Genomic DNA, 21,102 nt, shown 5'->3' with positions numbered 1-21,102 from the left:
ATGATGGAATGGGAAACAGTTATCGGCCTGGAGATTCACGTACAGCTCTCCACCGCCACTAAGATTTTCTCCGGTGCCAGCACTGCCTTCGGTGCCGAACCGAATACTCAGGCCTGTGCGGTCGACCTGGCGCTGCCGGGCACCCTGCCGGTCTTTAACGAAAACGCCCTGCGCATGGCGGTCAAATTCGGTCTGGCGATCGATGCTGAGATCGGTAAGCGCTCAGTGTTTGAACGTAAAAACTATTTTTATCCGGACCTGCCAAAAGGTTATCAGACCACTCAGCTGGAACAGCCCATTGTCGGCCCGGGCCACGTAGATATCAGCACAGATGACGGCGAAACCCGCCGCGTGCGAATCCACCACGCCCACCTCGAAGAAGATGCAGGTAAATCCCTGCATGAAGACTTCCACGGCATGTCAGGTATCGATCTGAACCGTGCCGGCACGCCGCTGGTCGAGATCGTTTCTGAACCGGATATGCGTACAGCGAAGGAAGCGGCCGAATATGCCCGTAAGATTCACGCCATCGTGACCACGCTGGGAATCTGCGACGGCAACATGGCCGAAGGCTCCATGCGTTGTGACTGTAACGTCTCTATCCGCCCTAAAGGCGAAGAGAAACTCGGCACCCGTACTGAGCTGAAAAACATCAACTCCTTTCGCTTTATCGAACGTGCAATCAACACTGAAGTGGCACGCCAGATCGACCTGATCGAAGATGGCGGTACTGTCGTTCAGGAAACCCGCCTGTACGACCCGGACAAGAACGAAACCCGCTCCATGCGCAGCAAAGAGGAAGCCAACGACTACCGTTACTTCCCTTGTCCTGACCTGTTGCCAGTAGAGATTGACGACAGCTACATCGAAGCGATTCGTAGCGAACTGCCGGAGCTGCCGGATGCGCGCAGAACCCGCTTTGCCGAAGAGTATCAACTGTCGGATTACGATGCCGGCGTACTCTCAGCATACCTGCCGATGGCGGACTACTTTGAGACCGTGGCTAAAGCGGCCAAAGACGCCAAAATGGCGGCTAACTGGGTCATGGGCGAGCTGTCCAAACTGCTCAACCAGAATGATCTGGATATCAAACAGAGTCCGGTTACAGCAGAACAGTTGGGCGGTCTTCTGGAACGGATCAAAGACAACACCATCTCCGGCAAAATTGCCAAGCAGGTGTTCGAAGTGATGTGGGCCGAAGGCGGCAGCGCGGACGAGATCATCGAAGCCAAAGGTCTGAAACAGGTAACCGACAGCGGTGCCATCGAAAAGATCGTTGATGATGTGATCGCCAACAGTGGCCCTCAGGTAGAGCAGTACATCAATGCTGAGCCAGACAAGCGCGGCAAGATGATCGGCTACTTTATGGGTCAGGTGATGAAAGCCTCCCAGGGCAAAGCCAATCCGGGACAGGTTCAGGGTGTCCTGAAGCAGAAACTGGATTCACTCTGCTAAACCCGAACTAACGCAAAAAGCCGCCAGATTAGGCGGCTTTTTCATGCCTGTAAAAAGACCCGTCAGCGACGGGCCAGGCACTAGTACATCAATGGAAATGAATCAGAATTCAAATGTCTTGCTGATATAGAAGGTCACGGTTTCTTCGCTGCCGATCTCACTGTCAGGATCAACATAAGCGACTCCCATATCCAGACCTTCATAGGAGGTGTTGTAACCGATCTCCCAGTATTCACCGTCATAATCGTTGCCGTAGCTACCATAAGTCAGGTAAGCACCTTCATATTCACCGGTAATGGCTGCAAACGTATAATCCAGCTCTTCAACACCCGCTTCTGCATCTTCAGTACCCACGGTATATTCAAAGCTGATCGGACCGTAACCCAGGTTAAAGTTGATCTCATGGAAGTCGGTAGCCCCGTCTTCGGTATAGAAGTAGCCTGCGTAACCTACATAGTATGAGAAGTCGCTGAACTCACCGGAGTAACCGCCGTACAGATCGTACTCGATCTCACCATTGTTCAGAGAAGCCGCCCAGGTACCCACTGAAAGGCCGTTATCCGCCTCATAGTCGACGCCCCCCATCATGCTGGCACCGCTCACGCCCTGATCAACACCACGGAAATAGTAGTCACTCATCGCACCGATATTGGCGGACAAACCCGCTTCAGCCATGACGGAAGCAGACAGCAGACCTGCAGCAAGCAGAGATTTAGTCATTGATTTCATCATCTTATACCCCTTCAAAGAATGAAATAACTCATTGAGGGGTACACTGCATAGCTTATGCCATATGAGAAAATAACTAATAAAAACAATGCACTAATAAAAAATTGAATTTATAGTCTACTCTTTTAGTCAGATAAAAACGGAGCGACGCACCGCTTCTGAACACATTTTTGTGCACATGCACAAAAGATGACCAGGAGGTGACAGTTTTACGACACTGCTCACCCGAAAAGATCTGCCGGAGTGAAAAACCGATGAAAAAAGCGACATTTGCCGCAGGCTGTTTTTGGGGAATTGAACTGAAATTCTCACAAATGGAAGGTGTCACGGCCACCGCAGTAGGCTATATGGGCGGTACTACGGATCAGCCCAGCTATGAGCAGGTCTGCCGAGGTGATACCTACCATGCCGAAGTCGTGCAGGTGGAATATGATGAACAGCTAATCGACTATGAAGTACTGCTCAATCAGTTCTGGTCGATGCACGATCCAACCACCCTCAACCGGCAGGGCCCGGATGTAGGCACTCAGTACCGTTCTGCCGTCTTCTACCATGACGAACTGCAACATCAACTGGCTGAAGCCAGCAAAGCCGTACTCGAGAAAAACGGCGTTTTCGCCAACCCGATCGTCACCCAGATCATTCCCGCCGCTACCTTCTGGCCAGCGGAGGAGTATCACCAGAAATATCTGCAGAAACGAGGTATGGGAAGCTGCGGGATCTGACATTTCACTACGGCCCGGGAGCTGAACTGACAACCCCGGCACTGGGCCGCTTCTACAAACGCAATGGACACAAAGGCAAAATTCAGCCGGACGACCGCTGTTTCTGGTTAAGCGATGCAGAAGGAAACATCATCGCAGCCGCCAGAATCAGCGAATATCCGGAGCAGGGTTACGCTTTACTCAGAGGCGTATGGGTCGATAAAAACCTGCGCGGTAACGGGCTGGGGAAACAACTGATGACGTCGGTTCTGACGCTGCATTCAGGCTCTCCCCAAGGCCTTTATTGCCTGTCCTATTCCGCCAGCAGAGATTTTTATACCGGGCTTGGCTTTACCCGTTGCACGCAGGATGAGTGCCCCGAACCCCTTTACCGGCGCTGGCGTAACTACCATCAGCGGGGCAACCCTACTCACCTGATGCAGCTTCGGCAGAGATGATTCAAAGCCAGCGTCTGACCCGCTGCTTATAATCAAGATAAGGCTGGCCAAATCGCCGCTCCAGATACGCCTCCTCACGAACAATCACATAGCGGTACAGCGTCAGTGTTGAGGGCAGACTACTGAGACAGACCCAGACGCTCTCCAGCCAGCCCCCAAGCGCCAGCGTCAGCAGAATAAACCCCAGATAGATCGGGTTGCGGCTGTAAGCAAAGATACCATTACAAATCAGTGAGCTCGCCGGCTGCCAGGGCTCAACGTGGGTTTTGTGGCGCCAGAACTGATATAACGACGCTGCCAGCAAACCGAGGCCACAGATCAGCAACACCAGTACCGGAATATGCCCTGACGCGGGCCAGCCTTTGAGCAGCGGCCAGTAACGATCCAGAAGCAGCCCCAAGGCTATAAAGAAAATAAAAATTAACGGAGGTGGCAGCCGAACACCCGGCCCCTTATCGCTGCTCATTTTCTCACCCTGCGGTATTACCAAAGACAGGTTCAGCCTAATGACTGCCCTGAAGCTGCGCAACCGCGCAGAAAAAAGGAAATCCATTTTTTTTATTCTTCTCTCAGGGTTTTCCCCTAATCAATATCTGCTCGTTTAACCTGATCAGGCCATAAATGATGCGGACTGCACAGTTTTTAACCAAACAAACCCGGCAGTGGTTAATTCTACAAAAGCACACCAACTCAGTTGAAAAAATAACTCGACAGCTTATAGCCAGCCATAACCCCTGTTGACTTGGTAAAAGCACAGGACTAATGTGGATTCCGCTTACCCTCACAAGGGGTAACCGGCATAACGACTCCGACTTACCTGTCGGCACAATAACAACAAGAGAAAGCCCGGTTGAGATCCAACTGCGGCAAAGGTAATGCGCAATGACACACTTCACTCTGAGCCCCCGGCTCTCTCCAGATCCGTTCTCTGTCACCCGTATCTGTTTCCAACCGATTACCGACTGCTGATTCCAACAGCCAGCCCTTTTTCTGATTCGTTCTGAACCGGAGTGAAATGCTGTGCCGTTCAGAACCAGGAGCGATAGAGATGACTAAGCGTTCAACGCCAACAACCCAGGCTGCCGATCCGATCTCACTCAACGATAAGTGGGAAAAACAGTCTGGCCGGGTTTACATCACCGGCAGTCAGGCCCTGGCACGCCTGCCCATGCTGCAGGCTGAGCGAGACCAGCGCGCTGGCCTCAATACCGCAGGTTTTATCTCCGGTTACCGCGGTTCGCCGCTGGGGAATTTTGACAAAACCCTGTGGCAGATCCGGGATTACCTGAGCCGTTACAACATTAAATTTCAGCCCGGTGTCAACGAAGATCTGGGTGCGACCGCCGTCTGGGGATCGCAGCAGGTCAACCTGTTTGAAGGCGCAAAATACGATGGTGTGTTCGGCCTCTGGTATGGCAAAGGCCCCGGCGTTGACCGTACTGGCGACGTATTCAAACACGCCAACGCTTTTGGCACCACGCCCTACGGCGGTGTGCTCGCCATCGCCGGTGACGACCATGCCAGCAAATCATCAACCCTACCGCATCAGAGCGACTACGCATTTATGGATGCGATGATGCCGGTGCTTTACCCCTCCGGGATTCAGGAGATGCTCGACTTCGGCCTGTATGGCTGGGCGATGTCCCGTTTCAGCGGTTGCTGGGTCGGAATGAAGGCACTGGCCGAAGTGATGGATTCTGCAATCTCCGCCGACATTAATCAGCAACGCCTGCAGATCCTCCTGCCTGAAGATTTCGACCTGCCCGCCGATGGCCTCAACGCACGCTGGCCCGATAAACCGCTGCAGCAGGAAGAACGTCTGCACCGCTACAAAATCCGCGCGGCGCAGGCTTTTTGCCGGACTAACCGTCTCGATAAGATCATTATCCAGCCAAGCGCTCCCCGATTCGGCATTGTCACTACCGGCAAGTCTTATCTGGATGTTCTGCAGGCGCTGGAAGATCTGGGTATCAGCCACCAGCAGGCTGCAGATCTGGGTATCCGCCTGTATAAAGTCGCCATGCCATGGCCACTGGAACCGGAAGGTCTGTATGAATTTGCCACCGATCTGGACGAAATTCTCGTCATCGAAGAGAAACGCGGTCTGATCGAAGATCAGGTGAAAGAACAACTGTATAGCTGGCAGGATCGTCGCGGTCAGCACCCACGCATCGTCGGCAAACGCGATGAACAGGGGCGTGAACTACTGACCAGCCTCAGCGAACTGACACCGGCGATGATCGCCCGGGCGATTGCCGCACGTATCGCGCCGTTCCACAGCAGCGATCAGATCACACACCGCCTCAACTTTCTCAGCAACAAAGAAGCCGAGCTGGAACAGCCCCGCGCCCTGCTGGAACGCACCCCACACTTCTGTTCCGGTTGCCCGCACAACAGTTCAACCGTTGTGCCGGAAGGCAGTCGTGCGCTCGGCGGCATCGGTTGTCATTATATGGCCACCTGGATGGACCGGGGCACCGACACCTTTACCCAGATGGGAGGAGAAGGCGCAACCTGGATCGGCCAGCAACCCTTTACCGATAACAACCACGTTTTCCAGAACCTCGGCGACGGCACCTACTTCCACTCCGGCCTGCTGGCGATCCGTGCTGCGGTCGCAGCAGGCAGCAATATCACCTACAAAGTGCTCTACAACGATGCCGTAGCCATGACCGGCGGCCAGCCGATCGATGGTCAGTTGACCGTCCAGCAGATCACCCACCAGCTCTATGGTGAAGGGATCCGCCGCATCGCACTGGTCAGTGACGAACCGGACAAATACCCGAGCCGGGCCGATTTTGCCGACGGCGTGACCTTCCATCATCGTGATGACCTGCAGGCAGTTCAGCTCGAACTACGCGAAATTCCGGGCTGTACAGCCATGATCTATGACCAGACCTGCGCGGCAGAGAAACGTCGCCGCCGCAAACGTGGCCAGATGCATGACCCGGATCAGCGCGTTGTGATCAACAGCGAAGTGTGTGAGGGCTGTGGCGACTGTGGCGTACAGTCCAACTGCCTGTCACTGCTGCCCAAAGAGACCAGCCGCGGCCGTAAAAGAGAGATCGACCAGTCTGCCTGCAATAAGGATTTCAGTTGCGTTCGCGGCTTCTGTCCAAGCTTTGTCACCGTCAAAGGCGGTAAACTGCGCAAACCAGAGGCACTGGGCCAGAGCAGCCAGTTCCAGACACTTCCTGAACCACAACTGCCAACCTGCGAGACCCCATACAACATTATGCTCACCGGCGTAGGCGGTACCGGTGTTGTCACGGTCAGCGCCCTGCTCGGCATGGCTGCCCATATTGAGGGCAAAGGGGCTGGCGTACTTGATCAGATCGGTCTGGCGCAGAAATTTGGCGCCGTAATGAGCCATATCCGCGTTGCCAACACTCAGGAACAGATCCACACCGTGCGCATTCCCGCCGGCGAAACCGATCTGATGATCGGCTTTGACCTGATGGTCGGCGCCAGCGAGGAAGCCCTCGGTAAACTGGATCGAAATCGCAGTCAGGTCGTGATTAATAACCACGAAACCATGCCAGCGGCGTTTACCCGCGACCCGGACCTGCAGGTTCCATCTGCCGAGATGGAAGCGGTAATCCGCGCAACCGCCAAAGAGGATAAAACCTTCTCTCTCGATGCCACCACACTGGCCACCAACCTGCTCGGTGACGGCATGGCGGTCAACCTGTTCTGCATCGGTTTCGCCTGGCAACAGGGGCTGATTCCTTTGCAGCGCAGTTCGATCGAACAGGCGATTGAGCTGAACGGCGTATCCGTTAACGCCAACAAAGAGGCTTTCCTCTGGGGACGACGGGCTGCACATGACCTGCAACAGGTTAGCCAGATCGCCCTGCCTCAGGCTGAACCTGAGGTTCAGACACTGCAACTGATGCCTGGCCTGAACGAAGTAATCAGTCGCGAGAAAGCACACCTGAGCGAGTACCAGAACGCATCGCTGGCGGAGCGTTACCATGCGCTGGTAAGCCAGATGCAGAACGCAGAAAAAACAGTGGGCGGTACTCGCCTGAGCATGGCAGTGGCTGAAAACTACAGCCGCCTGCTGGCTTATAAAGACGAATATGAAGTGGCGCGCCAGCTTAGTTCTGAGCGATTCCGTGCCCAGCTTGAACAGCAGTTCGAAGGCAACTTTGAGCTGGAATTCAATCTCGCGCCGCCGCTGATCTCAAAGATTAACCCGGCTACCGGCCGTCCGCAGAAGCGTAAATTCAGCGAAAAGGTACTACCGCTGTTCCGCACCCTGAGCAAACTCCGCGGCCTGCGCGGCACCCCGCTGGACCCTTTCGGATACAGCGCCGACCGTCGCCTCGAACGCCGCCTGATCCGCGAGTACGAGCAGGATGTACAACTCGTGTGCAGCCAGCTTAACCGGGAAAACCTGGCGGATGCCATCGAACTGCTCAGCCTGCCCGCGAGCATCCGGGGTTATGGCCCGGTTAAAGATGCCGCCCACGCTAAAGCCGAACAGAAACGCCAGCAGTTGCTGGCCCGTATTCAAGAAGCACAGCCTGCTAACGATCAGGCCACTGCCCAGACTCTTTGATTCAGGAAACCACTATGTCTGTATTCAGCCATTCCGAATTTGATAACCACGAACAGTTGGTGTTCTGCCATGATCAGGAAACCGGACTCAAGGCGATTATCGCCATACACAACACCAACCGCGGCCCGGCGCTGGGCGGCTGCCGCATGTGGCACTATGCCAGCGACGAAGAAGCACTCAACGACGTACTGCGCCTGTCAAAGGGGATGACCTACAAATCCGCCCTCGCCAATCTGGATCTGGGTGGCGGTAAATCGGTGATTATCGGCGACCCGCGCAAACATAAAACCCCGGAGCTGCTGGAAGCCATGGGGCGTTTCCTCGAACGTACAGGGAACCAGTATATTGCTGCTGAAGACTCCGGCACCTCAGTACCGGATCTGAAAGTGATGCATCAGCACACCAACAACGTCGCCGGGATTACCGAGCGCACCGGCATAGACGGCCAGCCCTGTAACGGCGACCCCTCACCGGCAACCGCTTACGGCACTTTTGTCGGCCTCAAAGCCGCCGTTCAGTACAAACTGGACCGTACCGACCTGAACGGCCTCAAAGTCGCGATTCAGGGAGTCGGCAACGTCGGCTACCGTCTCGCCGAGCTGCTGCACAATGCCGGTGCAGAACTGTTTGTGACCGACATCCATCCTGAACAGGTGGAACGCGCGGTGCGCGAACTGGGCGCCACCGCCGTCAGCCAGAACGAGATTCTGTCACTGGATGTGGATGTACTTGCCCCCTGCGCACTGGGTGCCGTACTCAACGACGAATCGATCCCGCTCATTAAAGCCGGCGTCATTGCCGGTGCCGCCAACAATCAACTGGCATCGCAGCGCCATGATCTGATGCTGCGTGAACGAGGCATTCTTTACGCGCCGGATTACGCCATTAATGCCGGCGGCATTATCGATATCTTCTATGAACGGATCGGCCATGAGCACACTAAAGTCCGTGCCCATATCGAGACCATCGCCGACACGCTGGGCGAGATCTTCCGCCGCGCCGATGCTCAGGATCGCCCGACCGGCGAAGTCGCCAACGAACTGGCCGAAGAACGCTTTATGAAATAAATCACCATCCCGCCCGCAGTTCAGTGCTGCGGGCAGTTTTTCTCTGCCACATAAAAATAAGATCTGGAGAATTGTCATGACTGATCTGGTTCAGAATGCAGCCGGAGACCTGGCTGCAGACAGCAGCCGCAAAGACCACCCGATGTGGTCCTCACGCCTCGCCTTTATTCTGGCTGCCAGCGGCTCTGCCGTAGGCCTGGGAAATATCTGGAAGTTCCCCTACATCACCGGTGAAAACGGTGGCGGCGCTTTCGTTCTGGTTTACCTTCTGTGTATTGCCCTGATTGGCATCCCGATCATGATCGCCGAAGTTGCGATCGGTCGTCGCGGTGGTCGCAGCCCGATTAACAGCATGCGCCAACTGGCTCAGCGGGACGGACTCTCTAAACGCTGGGTCTGGATCGGCGGTATGGGCATGCTTGCCTCCTTCCTGATTCTCTCATTCTATTCAGTCATTGGTGGCTGGGCCCTCTCCTATGTGGGCAATGCCGCACAGGGTGCCTTTGTAGGTGCTGACAGCGATACCATCGGCGCCATGTTCGGTGGCCTGCTGGCTGATCCGATTGCCCTCCTGCTGTGGCATTCCGTATTTATGCTGCTGGTGATCATTATCGTCGCCCGTGGCCTGAGTTCCGGTATGGAAAAAGCGATCAATATCCTGATGCCACTGCTGTTTGTCCTGCTGCTGGTGATGGTGGGATACGCCATGAACACCGGCAACTTCGCTCAGGGCTTCAGCTTCCTGTTCCAACCTGACTTCAGCAAACTCACCACCGAAGGGGTACTCACTGCACTGGGCCACGCCTTCTTCACCCTGAGTCTGGGAATGGGCGTGATGATGGCTTATGGCTCCTATCTGCCGAAAAAAGTATCCATCGTTAAAACCGCCGTCACCGTATCTGTGGTCGACACCGCGGTCGCTCTGCTTGCAGGTCTGGCGATCTTCCCGCTGGTCTTCGCCAACGGTCTTGAAGCGGGTGCAGGCCCCGGCCTTATCTTCCAGACCCTGCCGCTGGCATTCGGCCAGATGTCCGGCGGTGTGCTGTTCGGCAGCCTGTTCTTCGCTCTGCTTGTTGTGGCCGCTGTAACCTCAGCGATCTCACTGCTGGAACCGGTTGTGGAGTGGCTGGAAGAACAGAAAGGGATCAGTCGTTTCGGCGGTACGCTGATCGGCGGCATCAGTATCTGGGCACTGGGTATTCTGACGATCCTCTCCCTGAACCAGTGGTCTGATGTTTACCCGCTGGGCATGTTTGAGCGCTTTGAAGGTAAAACCTTCTTTGATCTGTTCGACTATGTCACCGCCAACCTGATGATGCCGCTCGGCGGTCTGGCTATCGCCCTGTTTGTCGGCTGGTTTATGTCGAAACAGGCCGGTGAAAATGAGCTGGATCTGGGCAACGGTGCAGGCTACAGGCTGTTTATGTTTGTCCTGCGTTACATCACGCCGGCTGCGGTTCTGGTGGTATTTATCTACAACCTGGCCTGATCGGTAAAAGCAAAAATTATAAAGCCACCTGCATCGCAGGTGGCTTTGCGTTGTACTCCCTCTGATGTATCCCTTCTCAAAATTAATGAAATAGAAGCCCCCGTCACTGCGTGCCGTTTCGCTTTGCCCTCTCATTTCAGAAGGCGCACATCTCATTCTAGGCGAAACGAATGACATGCAATCTCATACATAGTGAAACGAATTAAGAAAAGGACTTAGGGAGTGCTATGTGCCAGAAGCGGACTTGCCTAATTCGGAGTAGTGCAGCCTTAAACAGCTTCTGTGGAAGTGGTGATCGTTTTGTCGAGGCTTTGCCTGTAGAGCGAGGTTTTAACTTACGATTCCGCTTTTCGCCTTGCTGGCGAGTCAGGGTATTTGGACTCCCAAATACCCTGACAACCCAAAACCGCCCCTGCTGTTTGGTTGGCTGCGCCCACTTCCCTGCGCGTTTCAGTTTTCAAATGGCGCTGCGACAAGCTCTGCTTGAACAGCTTTAGCTGGCCCGTAGGGCCGACGCACAGCGTCAGTAAACTCGGTCGCAAGCGACCTCAAACAGTGCTCGCGCTTTCTCATTTGAAATCTGAAATGCACGGCTGCACAGAAGGGTAAGGGGGTGCCACTTAAACCTCACTGCCAACTGACTCAGTTAACTATACCGCCCCTGAATAGATGGCTTTTTAGAAATCCTTTCACGATTCGGCTTCATCCAATACGCACTTTGAAAAGCTTGAGTGAATCGAGACGCTGTAGCAATCAATCCGTGAGGGGGATATAGTTCTAGGCGCTGGGTAACCGGAGTACCCGAAAAAAGTCGGTGATTTCGATCACCCGCACAGTGCAGGAAGTTCAGGCGGATATGTATCAGGATGATGACCATGCTCCCTAAGTCTTTTCCTTTCTTTTGCCGCATTGCGCTCGCCAAACGACCGAGTTGATTTTGCTACTTCCGTGTTCTTCGGTACATAAAATTCCCCCTGCTTCACACTGCAGATTTACCGCTTATGCAGGCGTTATATTTCTTTGAGGATCGTATGAAAAGTTGGGTTTTATTAATTACTTCTTTTTTTTGCACCACACAAGTATTTGGTAGTGAGTGTTTACAGCATAAATTTAAAACTTACACCAATCTTCAAACTCAATGGCAAAACGATTCTACCGACCTTGTTACTTCTAAATATCCAGAACTAAGTGATGTTGCTGTACTCTACCAAAAACACCAATTGGCTCTCATACAACAGAGGTTTGCTGCCTTTAGTATCTACTTAAAGGTTGCCCCTGAAAAAATCCAAAAAGAAAGACCAATCAACCAGTGGGTTACTTTGAGCTCTGCGATAAAGGAAGACCTAAGTCAGAAACACCTGGAATTCAAAAAGGCTCTAGAAAAAGTTGATTCGTTTAGAACCGCACTTAAACATGAGGATGGGGACAAATTAAGAAAAGTGTTCAGGTCCGACATTTTACCATCACCAGAATTCAAACATCTTCTAGAAGCGTTCAACTCTAAAGTAGAGGATTTAAATGACGACAGTTGTAAGGAAATATAACAAGACGCTCCCTTCTGTCATTCAGATTCATTTACACCGGGCGACTTCGTCATTATGCCCCATGTAAATGCGCCGCTTCGCTTAAAGTTATTCACAGGGAGAGATAGGTGCCATTATTTGAAACAGAGAGATTGGTTGCCAGACAACTATCCCACCAAGACGTTCCAGTGCTGACCAAAATGCTCAGTGATCCGGAAGTCATGAAGTTTTCTGTTCGTGGAGTTTGCAACGATGATGCTACCCGCCAGTTTGTTGACTGGTGCCTTGAGTGTTACGCCTCTCAAGGCATAGGACCGTGGGCAATATGCAAGAAGGAATCTGGGCATCTTATCGGCTTCTGCGGTGTTGGGCCTGAATTGGTTGACGATGTTGAAGAAATCAACCTGGGTTATCGACTGGCACGCAAGTTCTGGCATCAGGGGTATGCGACAGAAGCTGTCAAGGGTGTTCTCCAGTACGCTTTCGACCAAAAACACTGCAGGTCGGTAATTGTTATTATCGAGCCGGAACACACTGCCTCGGTTAGGGTGACGGAGAAAGTCGGGTTCGCAGACTACACACACCAAGCGTTCCATGGCCGTTCTGTGCGGGCATATCGAATGACGCGCAACGACTGGTCATTACATAACAAGTTTTAGTAGTTCGTTCCGTTATGGCGACCTCCACCGGATGCCCCTGTCAGTGCGCCGGATACCCTAAAGCTACGCCCAATAAAAAAGCAGCCCTAAGGCTGCTTTATTATTTCGGTTCACTTTATATGGAACGCTGTTTCATTACTTATACGAAACAGCAACACGGGGGCGGTATATTTATAAAACCCGCCAACAAAGCGAAACCCGTCGCAGGAATCAGCACCGCACTCTTCGGCTGAGCCTCAACTAAACGAAATCACCTTCAAAGGAGGTGATTTACAGCGGTAGCCTTGCCGGCTCAGGCCGCGCAGCGACGGATCACTGCACCGTGGTTTTCATCTTCTACCAACGCCTTATGCCAGGCACGTATGGCCGCCTCATAATCGGTTTCGGCAACGATGCACTGCATCTCGACCTGACGGATAGTCTGATGCAGGGCCAATACATTGATCCCCGCATCCGACAGTGCCGATACCGCCCGCGCCAGAATACCCTGCACTTTCAGATCGGAGCCCACCGCTGACACCATCGCTACTTTGTGCAGCTCTACCGCCGCACTCGGGTACTGGGTCTCGATCAGGCGTACCAGACGGTTCACCTTCTTGCGATTCCCTGCCAGATAGAAGGTAATACTGTTGGCATCTGACTCTTTGTTCACCAGCGGCAGTTTCAGCTCTTTGATCAGCCGGCTGATGTTGATGTCATACTCCGGCGAACCGAGCATCTCCTGGTCAAACACTTCAATCGCAAACAGATCACGCCGTCCGGCAATAATCTCCACACAGGGGCGCGGATTACAGTAGTCAGCATCGATAATGGTGCCGATATGCTCCGGCTCAAAGGTGTTTTTCACCCGAATGCGGATGCCTGCATTACGAATCCCCTGTGCAGCTTTAGGATGGATCGCTTCCATGCCCAGATTCGAGAGCTGATCTGCCACATCAAAGTTGGTCATACCAATCGGCACCACCTGCTCCTCGCCCACAATACGCGGATCAGCACTACTCAGATGGAACTCCTTGTGGATAACCGCCTCTTCTGCCTGAGTGATTGAAGCGATCTTCGAGAAGGTCATCTCGCTGTAACCCCGATCAAATGTCCGCATCAGTTGCTCTTCGCACTGGGTATAACCGGTCACAATCAGCATCTCTGCTGCCGGATCAAGACCGTCAAATGCTTCATTGATCATCTCATCGAGTGGTAACGGCTGCTCCATTTTCCATCCGGTCAGGTCGACAAAACGCGCCTTTACGCCGTGCTGCTGCAACAGCAGCACCGAGTTAAAGGCACTGTGCGCCTCGCCAATTGAAGCCAGCATCTCCCGTACCGTCGCCAGATGCTGCTGCATCTGAAAATGGCCATAACTGCACAGATTGTGCAGGCTGTTCATACAGGCTTCGGCACCACTGATCCGCTGACGGATAAAACGGTTTGCCTGCTGCAGCACAGGGCCAGAAAACATCTCGGCATTGATCGCCAGCAGTTTCTGCTCGACCTCCTGCAGCCGCTGCTTCCAGGCGTCCTCCTGTTCCGCTTCAGCAAAGCAGCTATAGACCCCGGCTTCGCCGGTTTTTTTATGCTCCAGCAGCAGATCCGTGATCCCGCCGTAAGCAGAAACCACAAAGATCCGGTTGTAGATGGAGCCATCCTGCGGACGCATCCAGATATTATTCAGAACTTCTTCAAAGCGGCTCATGGAAGTGCCGCCAATCTTTTCAACACTATGAGTCATATCAGTATTCAGTGCCCGGTTGCCCGGGCACTGTTTAATCAAAGGGTTTCTATGGTTTCCCGGGAGCAGATAAACTCCGGACGCGGTGCTTGCCCGCAAAACGGTTCAACAACCCGGTTATCGATATGGTTGTAGACGTAGAACAGGTTGGAGCGCGGCTCCGGGGTGATATTACTGTTAGAACCGTGCATCACGTTGCAGTCGAAGAACAACACGGAGCCCGCCTTCGCTTCGGCACAATCAATGCCATAGCGATCACTCAGGTATTTCAGGCTTTCATCACCGGGTACACCATACTCCTGCTTTTTCAGCGAAGAGAGGTAGTGATTCTCCGGCGTTTCACCGACACAGGTGATGTACTCTTTATGAGAGCCGGGCATCAGCATCAGCGCACCATTTTTCGCATCGTTATCGGTCAGCAGAATGGAACAGCTAATCGCCCGCATCTGTGACATGCCATCTTCGGTGTGCCAGGTTTCAAAATCCGAATGCCAGTAAAACTCACGTCCGCGATAGCCCGGCTTAAAATTCAGCCGGGACTGATGGATATACACATCCCCACCGAGAATCGTCCGCGCCACGTCTGCAATGCGCGGATCCGCCGCCAGCTCAGAGAACTGCGGGTGGTTTCGATGGATCTGAAAAACCGAACGCAACTCTCCACTGTCGGGCTCTGTAATAGCCTGCGGTGACGCCAGCAACTCAGAATCCACCTGCATCCGCTGAAGTTCTGCGCTGAACTGTCTGACCTCCTCTGCACTGAACAACCCCGGCAACAGCAGGTAGCCATTGCGCTCAAAGCTTTCCAGGTGTGCGTCAGTCAGATGCGTGGCACGAATCGACGAAGGATAGATAACCGGGTCCAGCCGGGGCAGTACCTGCGGCTCCGGATTCACCCGGGATGGATACTTATCCTGTTGCATACTGATCCGAATCCTCCCTCAGGCTGTTTCTTCGAGTGGATAGACACCGTTCTCATCATGCACCTCTTTACCATTAAGAGGCGGATTGAAAACGCAGGCGAGTTTCAGCTCGGTTTTAGCCCGCAGCAGGTGCTCGTCATTTTTATCCAGAATGTAGATGGTGCCCGGTTTAATCGGGTAGATAGCGGCATCATCCAGCGTTTCAATCTCACCTTCACCGCTGATGCAGTAAACCGATTCCAGATGGTTCTGATACCAGATATGGGTTTCGGTGTCCGCATAGATCGTGGTGATATGGAATGAAAACCCCATCTGGTCTTCTTTCAGCAGCAATCGGGTGCTCTCCCAGTGCTTATCCGGGGACACAACACGACGATCGGATTTTTCGGCTTCTTGCAGGGTACGTACAATCATAATTCTCTTCTCAACTCGCTTCAGAAAGGTAAACAGTGTCGAAATAGCAGTTATCTTCAGGGATCTCATTTTCAGAAGCGCAGACCTCTTTTATCGCCTGCTCAACGATATCGATCCCTTTCGCCAGACTTTCATCACTGATAACCAGCGGACAGAGGAATTTCACAACCTGATCATCAGCACCACTGGTCTCAATAATCAGACCCTGCTTAAAGCAGGCGCTGGTAATCTTGGAAGCAATCTCACCGTTGACACAGTTGATCCCCTGGAACATGCCACGACCACGGGTAGAGAAGTTTCCATCGCCATAGAGTTCTACGATTTTCTCCAGACGTTCTGAAACGTACTGACCTTTGCGCTTGATCTCTTTAGAGAACTGATCATCAGACCAGTAGTGATCGATCGCCGCTTTAGCTGTAACGAAAGCGAAGTTATTACCACGGAAGGTGCCGTTGTGCTCACCCGGCTTCCACTGGTCCAGCTCCGGACGGAACAGCACCACAGCGAAAGGCAGACCATAGCCACCCAGAGATTTAGACAGCGTTACGATATCCGGGGTGATACCCGCTTCTTCGAAACTGAAATAGGTGCCGGTACGACCGCAGCCCGCCTGAATATCGTCAACAATCAGCAGTACTTCATGTTTACGGCAGACCTTTTCCAGATTGCGTAACCACTCAAAGCTGGCGGCATTGATACCGCCCTCGCCCTGCACTGTTTCCACAACAACGGCGGCCGGCAGATCCACACCACTGCTTGAATCGCACAGCACTTTATCGAGGTATTCCGTCGTGTCGACCTCATCACCGAGATAACCATCATAGGGCATTCGGCTGACACCGCTGAGGCTGGCCCCTGCTGCACCGCGATGGTGCGAATTACCGGTCGCAGCCAGCGATCCCAGGCTGACCCCATGGAAACCGTTCGTGAAGGAGATGATGTTCTCACGTCCGGTCACGTTACGTGCCAGCTTGAGCGCCGCTTCTACCGCGTTGGTTCCGGTCGGGCCGGTAAACTGCATCACATATTCAAGGTTACGCGGCTTAAGAATCTTCTCGTTGAACGCTTCAAGAAACTCGCCTTTGGCGCGGGTATGCATATCCAGACCATGAGTGATCCCGTCAGCCTGGATGTAATCAAGCAGCAGTGATTTGAACAACGGGTTGTTGTGGCCGTAGTTCAGGGTGCCTGCACCGGCGAGGAAATCCAGATACTGGTTTCCCTCTTCATCGTAAAGGAATTCACCCTGCGCGCGGTTGAAGATCCGCGGAAACGAGCGGGCATAGGACTGAACCTCAGATTCAATCTGATCAAAAATTTTCATAACAAAGACTCTGAATTGAAATTAAAAAAAGAAAACGTCGCTCAACTGGCCATCATCGGTTTGAAGCTGATGGCGGGGCCTGCCCGGTAGAGCACCTCATCTTCATGATCGGCATCGAGGTGATCACCCCGTTCGAACAGAAGGCTGGTCTCATACTCCATAAAGTGCTCGCTGAAGAAGCCGGTGAACAACTTCCGGGAGGCGGCGTTGCTTGGTGAGATGGTGGTTTCCAGATACTTAGCCTGCTCCACCCGTTGAAACAACTCACTTAGCATGGTTCGCGCAATCCCCTGCCCACGCCAGTTGCTGTCGAGCGCAACCTGCCAGATAAACAACGTATCCGGCCGCGCCGGAGGGATATAACCAGAGATAAAACCTACCGCCTGTCCATCAGGACCTTCAGCCAGAATTGAGGTCTCACTGAAATCCCGGCACTGCAGCAGGTTGCAGTAGAGCGAATTGGTATCCAGAGGCGGACAACGCCTGATCAGCGCTGACACCGCTCTGCCGTCAGAAACTAGGGGTTTCCTGTAGTTTATACTCATAACAAATAAAATTTAGCCTTACTAATCTTTAGTAACGCTATATATTATAAAGCATTTAATCGGAGCAAAAACAACCGCTTTTGCGCAAAAAAGCAGCAAAACACGGTTTCATTACCCCGAAATGCACCAATATTTACTTTGAGTTACAAATAAAAATATTTTTAGTAATACTAAATAACTAACGCCTGCCTGATGCGCTCAGCCCCGCAGACACCCCGATACCTGCAACGTACAGTCAACGAAACATGCAGAGAAAATCCGGGGGCAGCTACGACAGAGCCCGCCAGAAAGGCCGGTGAAAGAGGGTTATATTCCAGACAGGAACACAGAAGAGAGAGGAGAGAGGAGAGAGAGAGAGAGAGAGAGAGAGAGAGAGAGGAGAGAGAGAGAGAGAGAGAGGAGAGAGGAGAGAGAGCCGCCTGAATAGACTCAGACAGCCTCCCCCGAGCTCGAAGAAAAGTGCGCGCGAAGAAAAGCGCATGTAAAGGGCCAGAGCCATTAACAGCGAACTGTACCCTTTCTCTGACAGCTTCAGAAAATAGAGAGCACTAACAGGATTTATTCACAGCCTCCCTAACGTATCACCAGATACAACGTCATATTACCGCGTTGAATCTGCAGCAAAATAGAGGACCGGCTACGTTTCAGAACCTCGCGAAAGGCCCGCAGATCAGTCACCCTGACCTTGTTGGCGCTTACGATCAGATCGCCCGGGCGCAGCCCACTGTAGGCTGCCCGGCTATCCGGTTTCAGGGCCGCCAGAACCACACCACCCGCCTCGTGATCGGCAAAAACAGCGCCCTCAAGCAGAGGATGCATGCTGGTGGTTTGTACGCTCTGATCAATCTCTTCAACCAGAAGCCTGAACTGCATCTCAGTCCCCTCACGGAGAATGGTCAGCGACACCTCCTCTCCGGGAGGTATCATTGCAATCTGGCTGCGCAGTTGCGCTGCAGACAGGGTGTTCTGATCATTCACACGGATAACGATATCACCCGGTACCAGCCCGGCCCGATCCGCAGACGAAGCGTCCTCGATCCGGGTCAGCAGCACCCCTTTCTGACCGTTTTCAAGATTAAAGGCTTCGCGCAGATCTGCACTGATATCCTGAATCGACACGCCAATCTGGCCACGCTTAACCTCACCGTGCTGTAAAATCTGCTGCAGGCTGGCACGAGCCATATTCACAGGAATCGCAAAACCGATACCGACGTTACCACCCGCCGGTGCGATGATCGCAGTATTGATCCCCACCAGCTCGCCACGCAGATTCACCAGCGCCCCACCGGAGTTACCGGGATTAATCGATGCATCGGTCTGGATAAAGTTTTCATAGCCTTCTATCCCCAGACCACTGCGTCCCAGAGCACTGACAATCCCTGTGGTGACGGTTTGTCCCAGAGAGAACGGATTACCAATCGCCACGACAAAATCACCCACCCGAAGCTGAGATGAATCGGCCATTTTCACCTCAGTCAGGCCATCGGCTTCGACCTTCAGAATCGCGATATCCAATGCCGGATCAGTGCCGATAATGCGGGCATCAAAACCGCGGCCATCAACCAGACCTACGCGCACTTCATCAGCACCTTTCACCACATGATAGTTAGTCATCACTATCCCTTCAGAGGCATCCACAATAACGCCTGAACCGGCGCTTTGCTGGCGCTTACGCTCAGCTTTACGCGGCAGTTCCTGCTCAGGAATATTAAAGAAGCGACGAAAGAAGGGATCGTTAAAAAGTGGATTATAGCGACTCTGAGTCGTTGAATAGGTGGCAATATTCACCACCGCAGGATTGACCTGCTCGAGCATCGGCGCCAACGAGGGTAACGGTTGCTGACCGGGTAGCTGAGCAGGAAGCGCAGCCCTGCTGAGCGGCGCCAGAAGCAATAAAAGCAGGACCGTCAGATAACGGAAAGATCGGCAAGAAAACATAAGCAACTCCTGTTCACATCACGGCTGTCAGCCGGAACCTGCCGGCAACAGACAGCCTGACCAAAAGCGATATCAGACAAGCACACCTGCCGCTGTAAAAACAGCCACAGGAAGATCCGTGCTAATGACCTGAATCAGACGTTCAAGTTCCCGCCATCCGCTGAAGAACCTGACTTACCAGAAACTGCCCTCGCCCGCCCCCTGTTGATCGATCAGTTGCTTCGCTTTGCGAATCATCTCATCAGCGCAACTCTGACTGCCGGGCAGGATATCCGCGCGGATAAACTGGTGACTGCGCTCACCCCGAGTGATCGTGCCGTTAATTCGGTAGCCACCGGCATCAGGCATCGGCGCCGGAGTGATGGTATACCCCTGATACTCAACAGACTCCATCTCCACAGCGCTCTGCTTACTTTCGCCGCCCTTACCAAACAGCGCACCCATCAGTTTTGAAAACACCATAACCTACCCTGATTAAATCAATAAAAACCATCTCTGCCGGCATCAACCTCCGGCCAATCGCCACTCTAAGCGATGTCAGGCCCGACCACAATCAAAGCCGGAAAAACAGGGCCCAGGGCCCTGAAACAGGCTTTAACAGATAATCTGAACAAAATCGTCACTATTCAGCACGGCTCATTTCGCTTAAATTAGGGTAAATACTGATTTTCACTCCGGCACCCGCCAATTCAGCGGCGATCCTCCGCCGGAGCCAGGTTTCAACAGGAGCACCCAATGCAGTTTCAAGGTACCGATAATTACGTTGCCACCGATGACCTTCGTATGGCCGTCAATGCCGCCATCACCCTACAACGTCCTCTGCTGATCAAAGGCGAACCGGGCACGGGTAAGACCATGCTCGCAGAAGAGGTCGCCTCTGCACTGGGCAAGAAGCTGCTCTGCTGGCACATCAAATCCACCACCAAAGCCCAGCAGGGCCTTTACGAATACGATGCCGTTTCCCGGCTGCGCGACTCGCAACTGGGCGAGGAGCGGGTTCACGATATCGCCAACTACATCAAAAAAGGGATGCTGTGGCAGGCCTTTGAAGCGGATGAACAGGTAGTATTGCTGATCGATGAGATCGACAAAGCGGATATCGAATTCCCTAACGACCTGCTGGTTGAGCTGGATAAGATGGAGTTCAGCGTTTACGAAACCGGTGAGCAGGTTAAAGCCAGACACCGTCCGATCATTATCATCACCTCCAACAACGAAAAAGAGCTGCCGGATGCCTTCCTGCGCCGCTGCTTCTTCCACTACATCCAGTTCCCGGACCGCGAGACCATGCTGGATATCGTCAAGGTGCACTACCCTGACCTGCAACAGTCGCTGGTTAAGGAAGCACTGGAGATTTTCTTCGAGGTCCGCTCGGTCAACGGTCTGAAGAAAAAGCCTTCCACCTCTGAGCTGATCGACTGGCTGAAGCTGCTGATGGCTGACAATATTCCGGCCGAAGTGCTGCGTGACAGCGACAGTAATGACGCCGTTCCACTGCTGCATGGTGCACTACTGAAGAACGAGCAGGATGTACACATGCTCGAGCGACTGGCATTTATGGCTCGCCGCGCCCAGCGTTGAGGC

At 53.3% G+C, this 21,102-nt stretch carries 18 protein-coding genes; 9 read left to right on the top strand and 9 right to left on the bottom strand.

The features are described from left to right. Positions 1-3: 3 nt before the first annotated feature. Positions 4-1,455: an Asp-tRNA(Asn)/Glu-tRNA(Gln) amidotransferase subunit GatB gene (gene gatB / locus QUD59_RS12030; RefSeq protein ID WP_286237273.1), complete on the top strand. Its 1,452-nt coding sequence runs from the start codon at positions 4-6 to the stop codon at positions 1,453-1,455. A gap of 102 nt (positions 1,456-1,557) precedes the next feature. Here gatB and QUD59_RS12025 read toward each other — a convergent pair whose 3' ends face one another. Next, the gene (locus QUD59_RS12025; RefSeq protein ID WP_286237272.1) at positions 1,558-2,187 is read right to left on the bottom strand and encodes a TorF family putative porin; all 630 of its coding nucleotides are present in this window, start codon (positions 2,185-2,187) and stop codon (positions 1,558-1,560) included. 251 nt (positions 2,188-2,438) lie between these two features. On the opposite strand from QUD59_RS12025, the gene msrA reads away from it, so the two are divergent. Both msrA and QUD59_RS19255 read left to right on the top strand, forming a co-directional pair. Next, positions 2,439-2,909, top strand: a complete 471-nt coding sequence (gene msrA / locus QUD59_RS12020; protein ID WP_286237270.1) for a peptide-methionine (S)-S-oxide reductase MsrA — start codon at positions 2,439-2,441, stop codon at positions 2,907-2,909. Continuing rightward, positions 2,843-3,346, top strand: a complete 504-nt coding sequence (locus QUD59_RS19255; RefSeq protein ID WP_350227806.1) for a GNAT family N-acetyltransferase — start codon at positions 2,843-2,845, stop codon at positions 3,344-3,346. Before msrA ends, QUD59_RS19255 begins: the two co-directional genes overlap by 67 nt. Position 3,347: 1 nt before the next feature. Here the strand turns inward: QUD59_RS19255 and QUD59_RS12015 are convergent, their stop codons facing one another. After that, positions 3,348-3,812, bottom strand: coding sequence for a methyltransferase family protein (locus tag QUD59_RS12015; protein WP_286237269.1), 465 nt, complete (start codon positions 3,810-3,812; stop codon positions 3,348-3,350). Between the two features lie 582 nt (positions 3,813-4,394). On the opposite strand from QUD59_RS12015, the gene QUD59_RS12010 reads away from it, so the two are divergent. From QUD59_RS12010 to QUD59_RS11990, 5 genes are all read left to right on the top strand, one after another. Continuing rightward, positions 4,395-7,910 (top strand): indolepyruvate ferredoxin oxidoreductase family protein, encoded by a 3,516-nt coding sequence (locus QUD59_RS12010; RefSeq protein ID WP_286237268.1) that lies wholly within the window; start codon positions 4,395-4,397, stop codon positions 7,908-7,910. A 14-nt stretch (positions 7,911-7,924) separates the two neighbouring features. Continuing rightward, positions 7,925-8,977 (top strand): Glu/Leu/Phe/Val dehydrogenase dimerization domain-containing protein, encoded by a 1,053-nt coding sequence (locus QUD59_RS12005; protein ID WP_286237266.1) that lies wholly within the window; start codon positions 7,925-7,927, stop codon positions 8,975-8,977. Between the two features lie 76 nt (positions 8,978-9,053). Then, positions 9,054-10,466 carry a sodium-dependent transporter gene (locus QUD59_RS12000; protein ID WP_286237265.1) on the top strand — a complete coding sequence of 471 codons (1,413 nt, stop codon included), beginning with the start codon at positions 9,054-9,056 and terminating at the stop codon, positions 10,464-10,466. A gap of 1,031 nt (positions 10,467-11,497) precedes the next feature. Beyond that, positions 11,498-12,010 (top strand): hypothetical protein, encoded by a 513-nt coding sequence (locus QUD59_RS11995; protein ID WP_286237264.1) that lies wholly within the window; start codon positions 11,498-11,500, stop codon positions 12,008-12,010. A gap of 107 nt (positions 12,011-12,117) precedes the next feature. After that, positions 12,118-12,648: a GNAT family N-acetyltransferase gene (locus tag QUD59_RS11990; RefSeq protein ID WP_286237263.1), complete on the top strand. Its 531-nt coding sequence runs from the start codon at positions 12,118-12,120 to the stop codon at positions 12,646-12,648. 292 nt (positions 12,649-12,940) lie between these two features. On the opposite strand, the gene QUD59_RS11985 is transcribed toward QUD59_RS11990, so the two are convergent. From QUD59_RS11985 to QUD59_RS11955, 7 genes are all read right to left on the bottom strand, one after another. Then, positions 12,941-14,374 (bottom strand): aspartate kinase, encoded by a 1,434-nt coding sequence (locus tag QUD59_RS11985; protein ID WP_286237262.1) that lies wholly within the window; start codon positions 14,372-14,374, stop codon positions 12,941-12,943. A gap of 38 nt (positions 14,375-14,412) precedes the next feature. Continuing rightward, positions 14,413-15,297: an ectoine hydroxylase gene (gene thpD, locus QUD59_RS11980; RefSeq protein WP_286237261.1), complete on the bottom strand. Its 885-nt coding sequence runs from the start codon at positions 15,295-15,297 to the stop codon at positions 14,413-14,415. A gap of 18 nt (positions 15,298-15,315) precedes the next feature. Then, positions 15,316-15,711, bottom strand: a complete 396-nt coding sequence (locus QUD59_RS11975; RefSeq protein ID WP_286237260.1) for an ectoine synthase — start codon at positions 15,709-15,711, stop codon at positions 15,316-15,318. A gap of 10 nt (positions 15,712-15,721) precedes the next feature. After that, positions 15,722-17,035 carry a diaminobutyrate--2-oxoglutarate transaminase gene (gene ectB, locus QUD59_RS11970; protein ID WP_286237259.1) on the bottom strand — a complete coding sequence of 438 codons (1,314 nt, stop codon included), beginning with the start codon at positions 17,033-17,035 and terminating at the stop codon, positions 15,722-15,724. Between the two features lie 41 nt (positions 17,036-17,076). Next, positions 17,077-17,535 (bottom strand): diaminobutyrate acetyltransferase, encoded by a 459-nt coding sequence (gene ectA / locus QUD59_RS11965; protein ID WP_286237257.1) that lies wholly within the window; start codon positions 17,533-17,535, stop codon positions 17,077-17,079. A gap of 618 nt (positions 17,536-18,153) precedes the next feature. Then, positions 18,154-19,518 (bottom strand): DegQ family serine endoprotease, encoded by a 1,365-nt coding sequence (locus tag QUD59_RS11960; RefSeq protein ID WP_286237256.1) that lies wholly within the window; start codon positions 19,516-19,518, stop codon positions 18,154-18,156. A gap of 174 nt (positions 19,519-19,692) precedes the next feature. Next, the gene (locus QUD59_RS11955) at positions 19,693-19,980 is read right to left on the bottom strand and encodes an HlyU family transcriptional regulator (protein ID WP_286237255.1); all 288 of its coding nucleotides are present in this window, start codon (positions 19,978-19,980) and stop codon (positions 19,693-19,695) included. Between the two features lie 273 nt (positions 19,981-20,253). On the opposite strand from QUD59_RS11955, the gene QUD59_RS11950 reads away from it, so the two are divergent. Continuing rightward, a complete protein-coding gene (locus QUD59_RS11950) occupies positions 20,254-21,099 on the top strand; it encodes an AAA family ATPase (protein ID WP_286237253.1) in 846 nt (281 codons plus the stop codon). Positions 21,100-21,102: the final 3 nt, after the last annotated feature.

The organism is Neptuniibacter halophilus (genome assembly GCF_030295765.1).
GTDB lineage: Bacteria > Pseudomonadota > Gammaproteobacteria > Pseudomonadales > Balneatricaceae > Neptuniibacter > Neptuniibacter halophilus.
This window is presented reverse-complemented; position numbering and strand designations above follow the sequence as displayed.

What these genes read in the sequence shown, in the direction of transcription:
- QUD59_RS12015 (WP_286237269.1), bottom strand. Translation starts at nt 3,812, where the DNA reads ATGAGCAGCGATAAGGGGCCGGGTGTTCGGCTGCCACCTCCGTTAATT.
- QUD59_RS11985 (WP_286237262.1), bottom strand. Translation starts at nt 14,374, where the DNA reads ATGACTCATAGTGTTGAAAAGATTGGCGGCACTTCCATGAGCCGCTTT.
- QUD59_RS12005 (WP_286237266.1), top strand. Translation starts at nt 7,925, where the DNA reads ATGTCTGTATTCAGCCATTCCGAATTTGATAACCACGAACAGTTGGTG.
- QUD59_RS11975 (WP_286237260.1), bottom strand. Translation starts at nt 15,711, where the DNA reads ATGATTGTACGTACCCTGCAAGAAGCCGAAAAATCCGATCGTCGTGTT.
- QUD59_RS12025 (WP_286237272.1), bottom strand. Translation starts at nt 2,187, where the DNA reads ATGATGAAATCAATGACTAAATCTCTGCTTGCTGCAGGTCTGCTGTCT.
- QUD59_RS11955 (WP_286237255.1), bottom strand. Translation starts at nt 19,980, where the DNA reads ATGGTGTTTTCAAAACTGATGGGTGCGCTGTTTGGTAAGGGCGGCGAA.
- gatB (WP_286237273.1), top strand. Translation starts at nt 4, where the DNA reads ATGGAATGGGAAACAGTTATCGGCCTGGAGATTCACGTACAGCTCTCC.
- ectB (WP_286237259.1), bottom strand. Translation starts at nt 17,035, where the DNA reads ATGAAAATTTTTGATCAGATTGAATCTGAGGTTCAGTCCTATGCCCGC.
- QUD59_RS12010 (WP_286237268.1), top strand. Translation starts at nt 4,395, where the DNA reads ATGACTAAGCGTTCAACGCCAACAACCCAGGCTGCCGATCCGATCTCA.
- QUD59_RS12000 (WP_286237265.1), top strand. Translation starts at nt 9,054, where the DNA reads ATGACTGATCTGGTTCAGAATGCAGCCGGAGACCTGGCTGCAGACAGC.
- QUD59_RS11995 (WP_286237264.1), top strand. Translation starts at nt 11,498, where the DNA reads ATGAAAAGTTGGGTTTTATTAATTACTTCTTTTTTTTGCACCACACAA.
- thpD (WP_286237261.1), bottom strand. Translation starts at nt 15,297, where the DNA reads ATGCAACAGGATAAGTATCCATCCCGGGTGAATCCGGAGCCGCAGGTA.
- QUD59_RS11960 (WP_286237256.1), bottom strand. Translation starts at nt 19,518, where the DNA reads ATGTTTTCTTGCCGATCTTTCCGTTATCTGACGGTCCTGCTTTTATTG.
- msrA (WP_286237270.1), top strand. Translation starts at nt 2,439, where the DNA reads ATGAAAAAAGCGACATTTGCCGCAGGCTGTTTTTGGGGAATTGAACTG.
- QUD59_RS11950 (WP_286237253.1), top strand. Translation starts at nt 20,254, where the DNA reads ATGCAGTTTCAAGGTACCGATAATTACGTTGCCACCGATGACCTTCGT.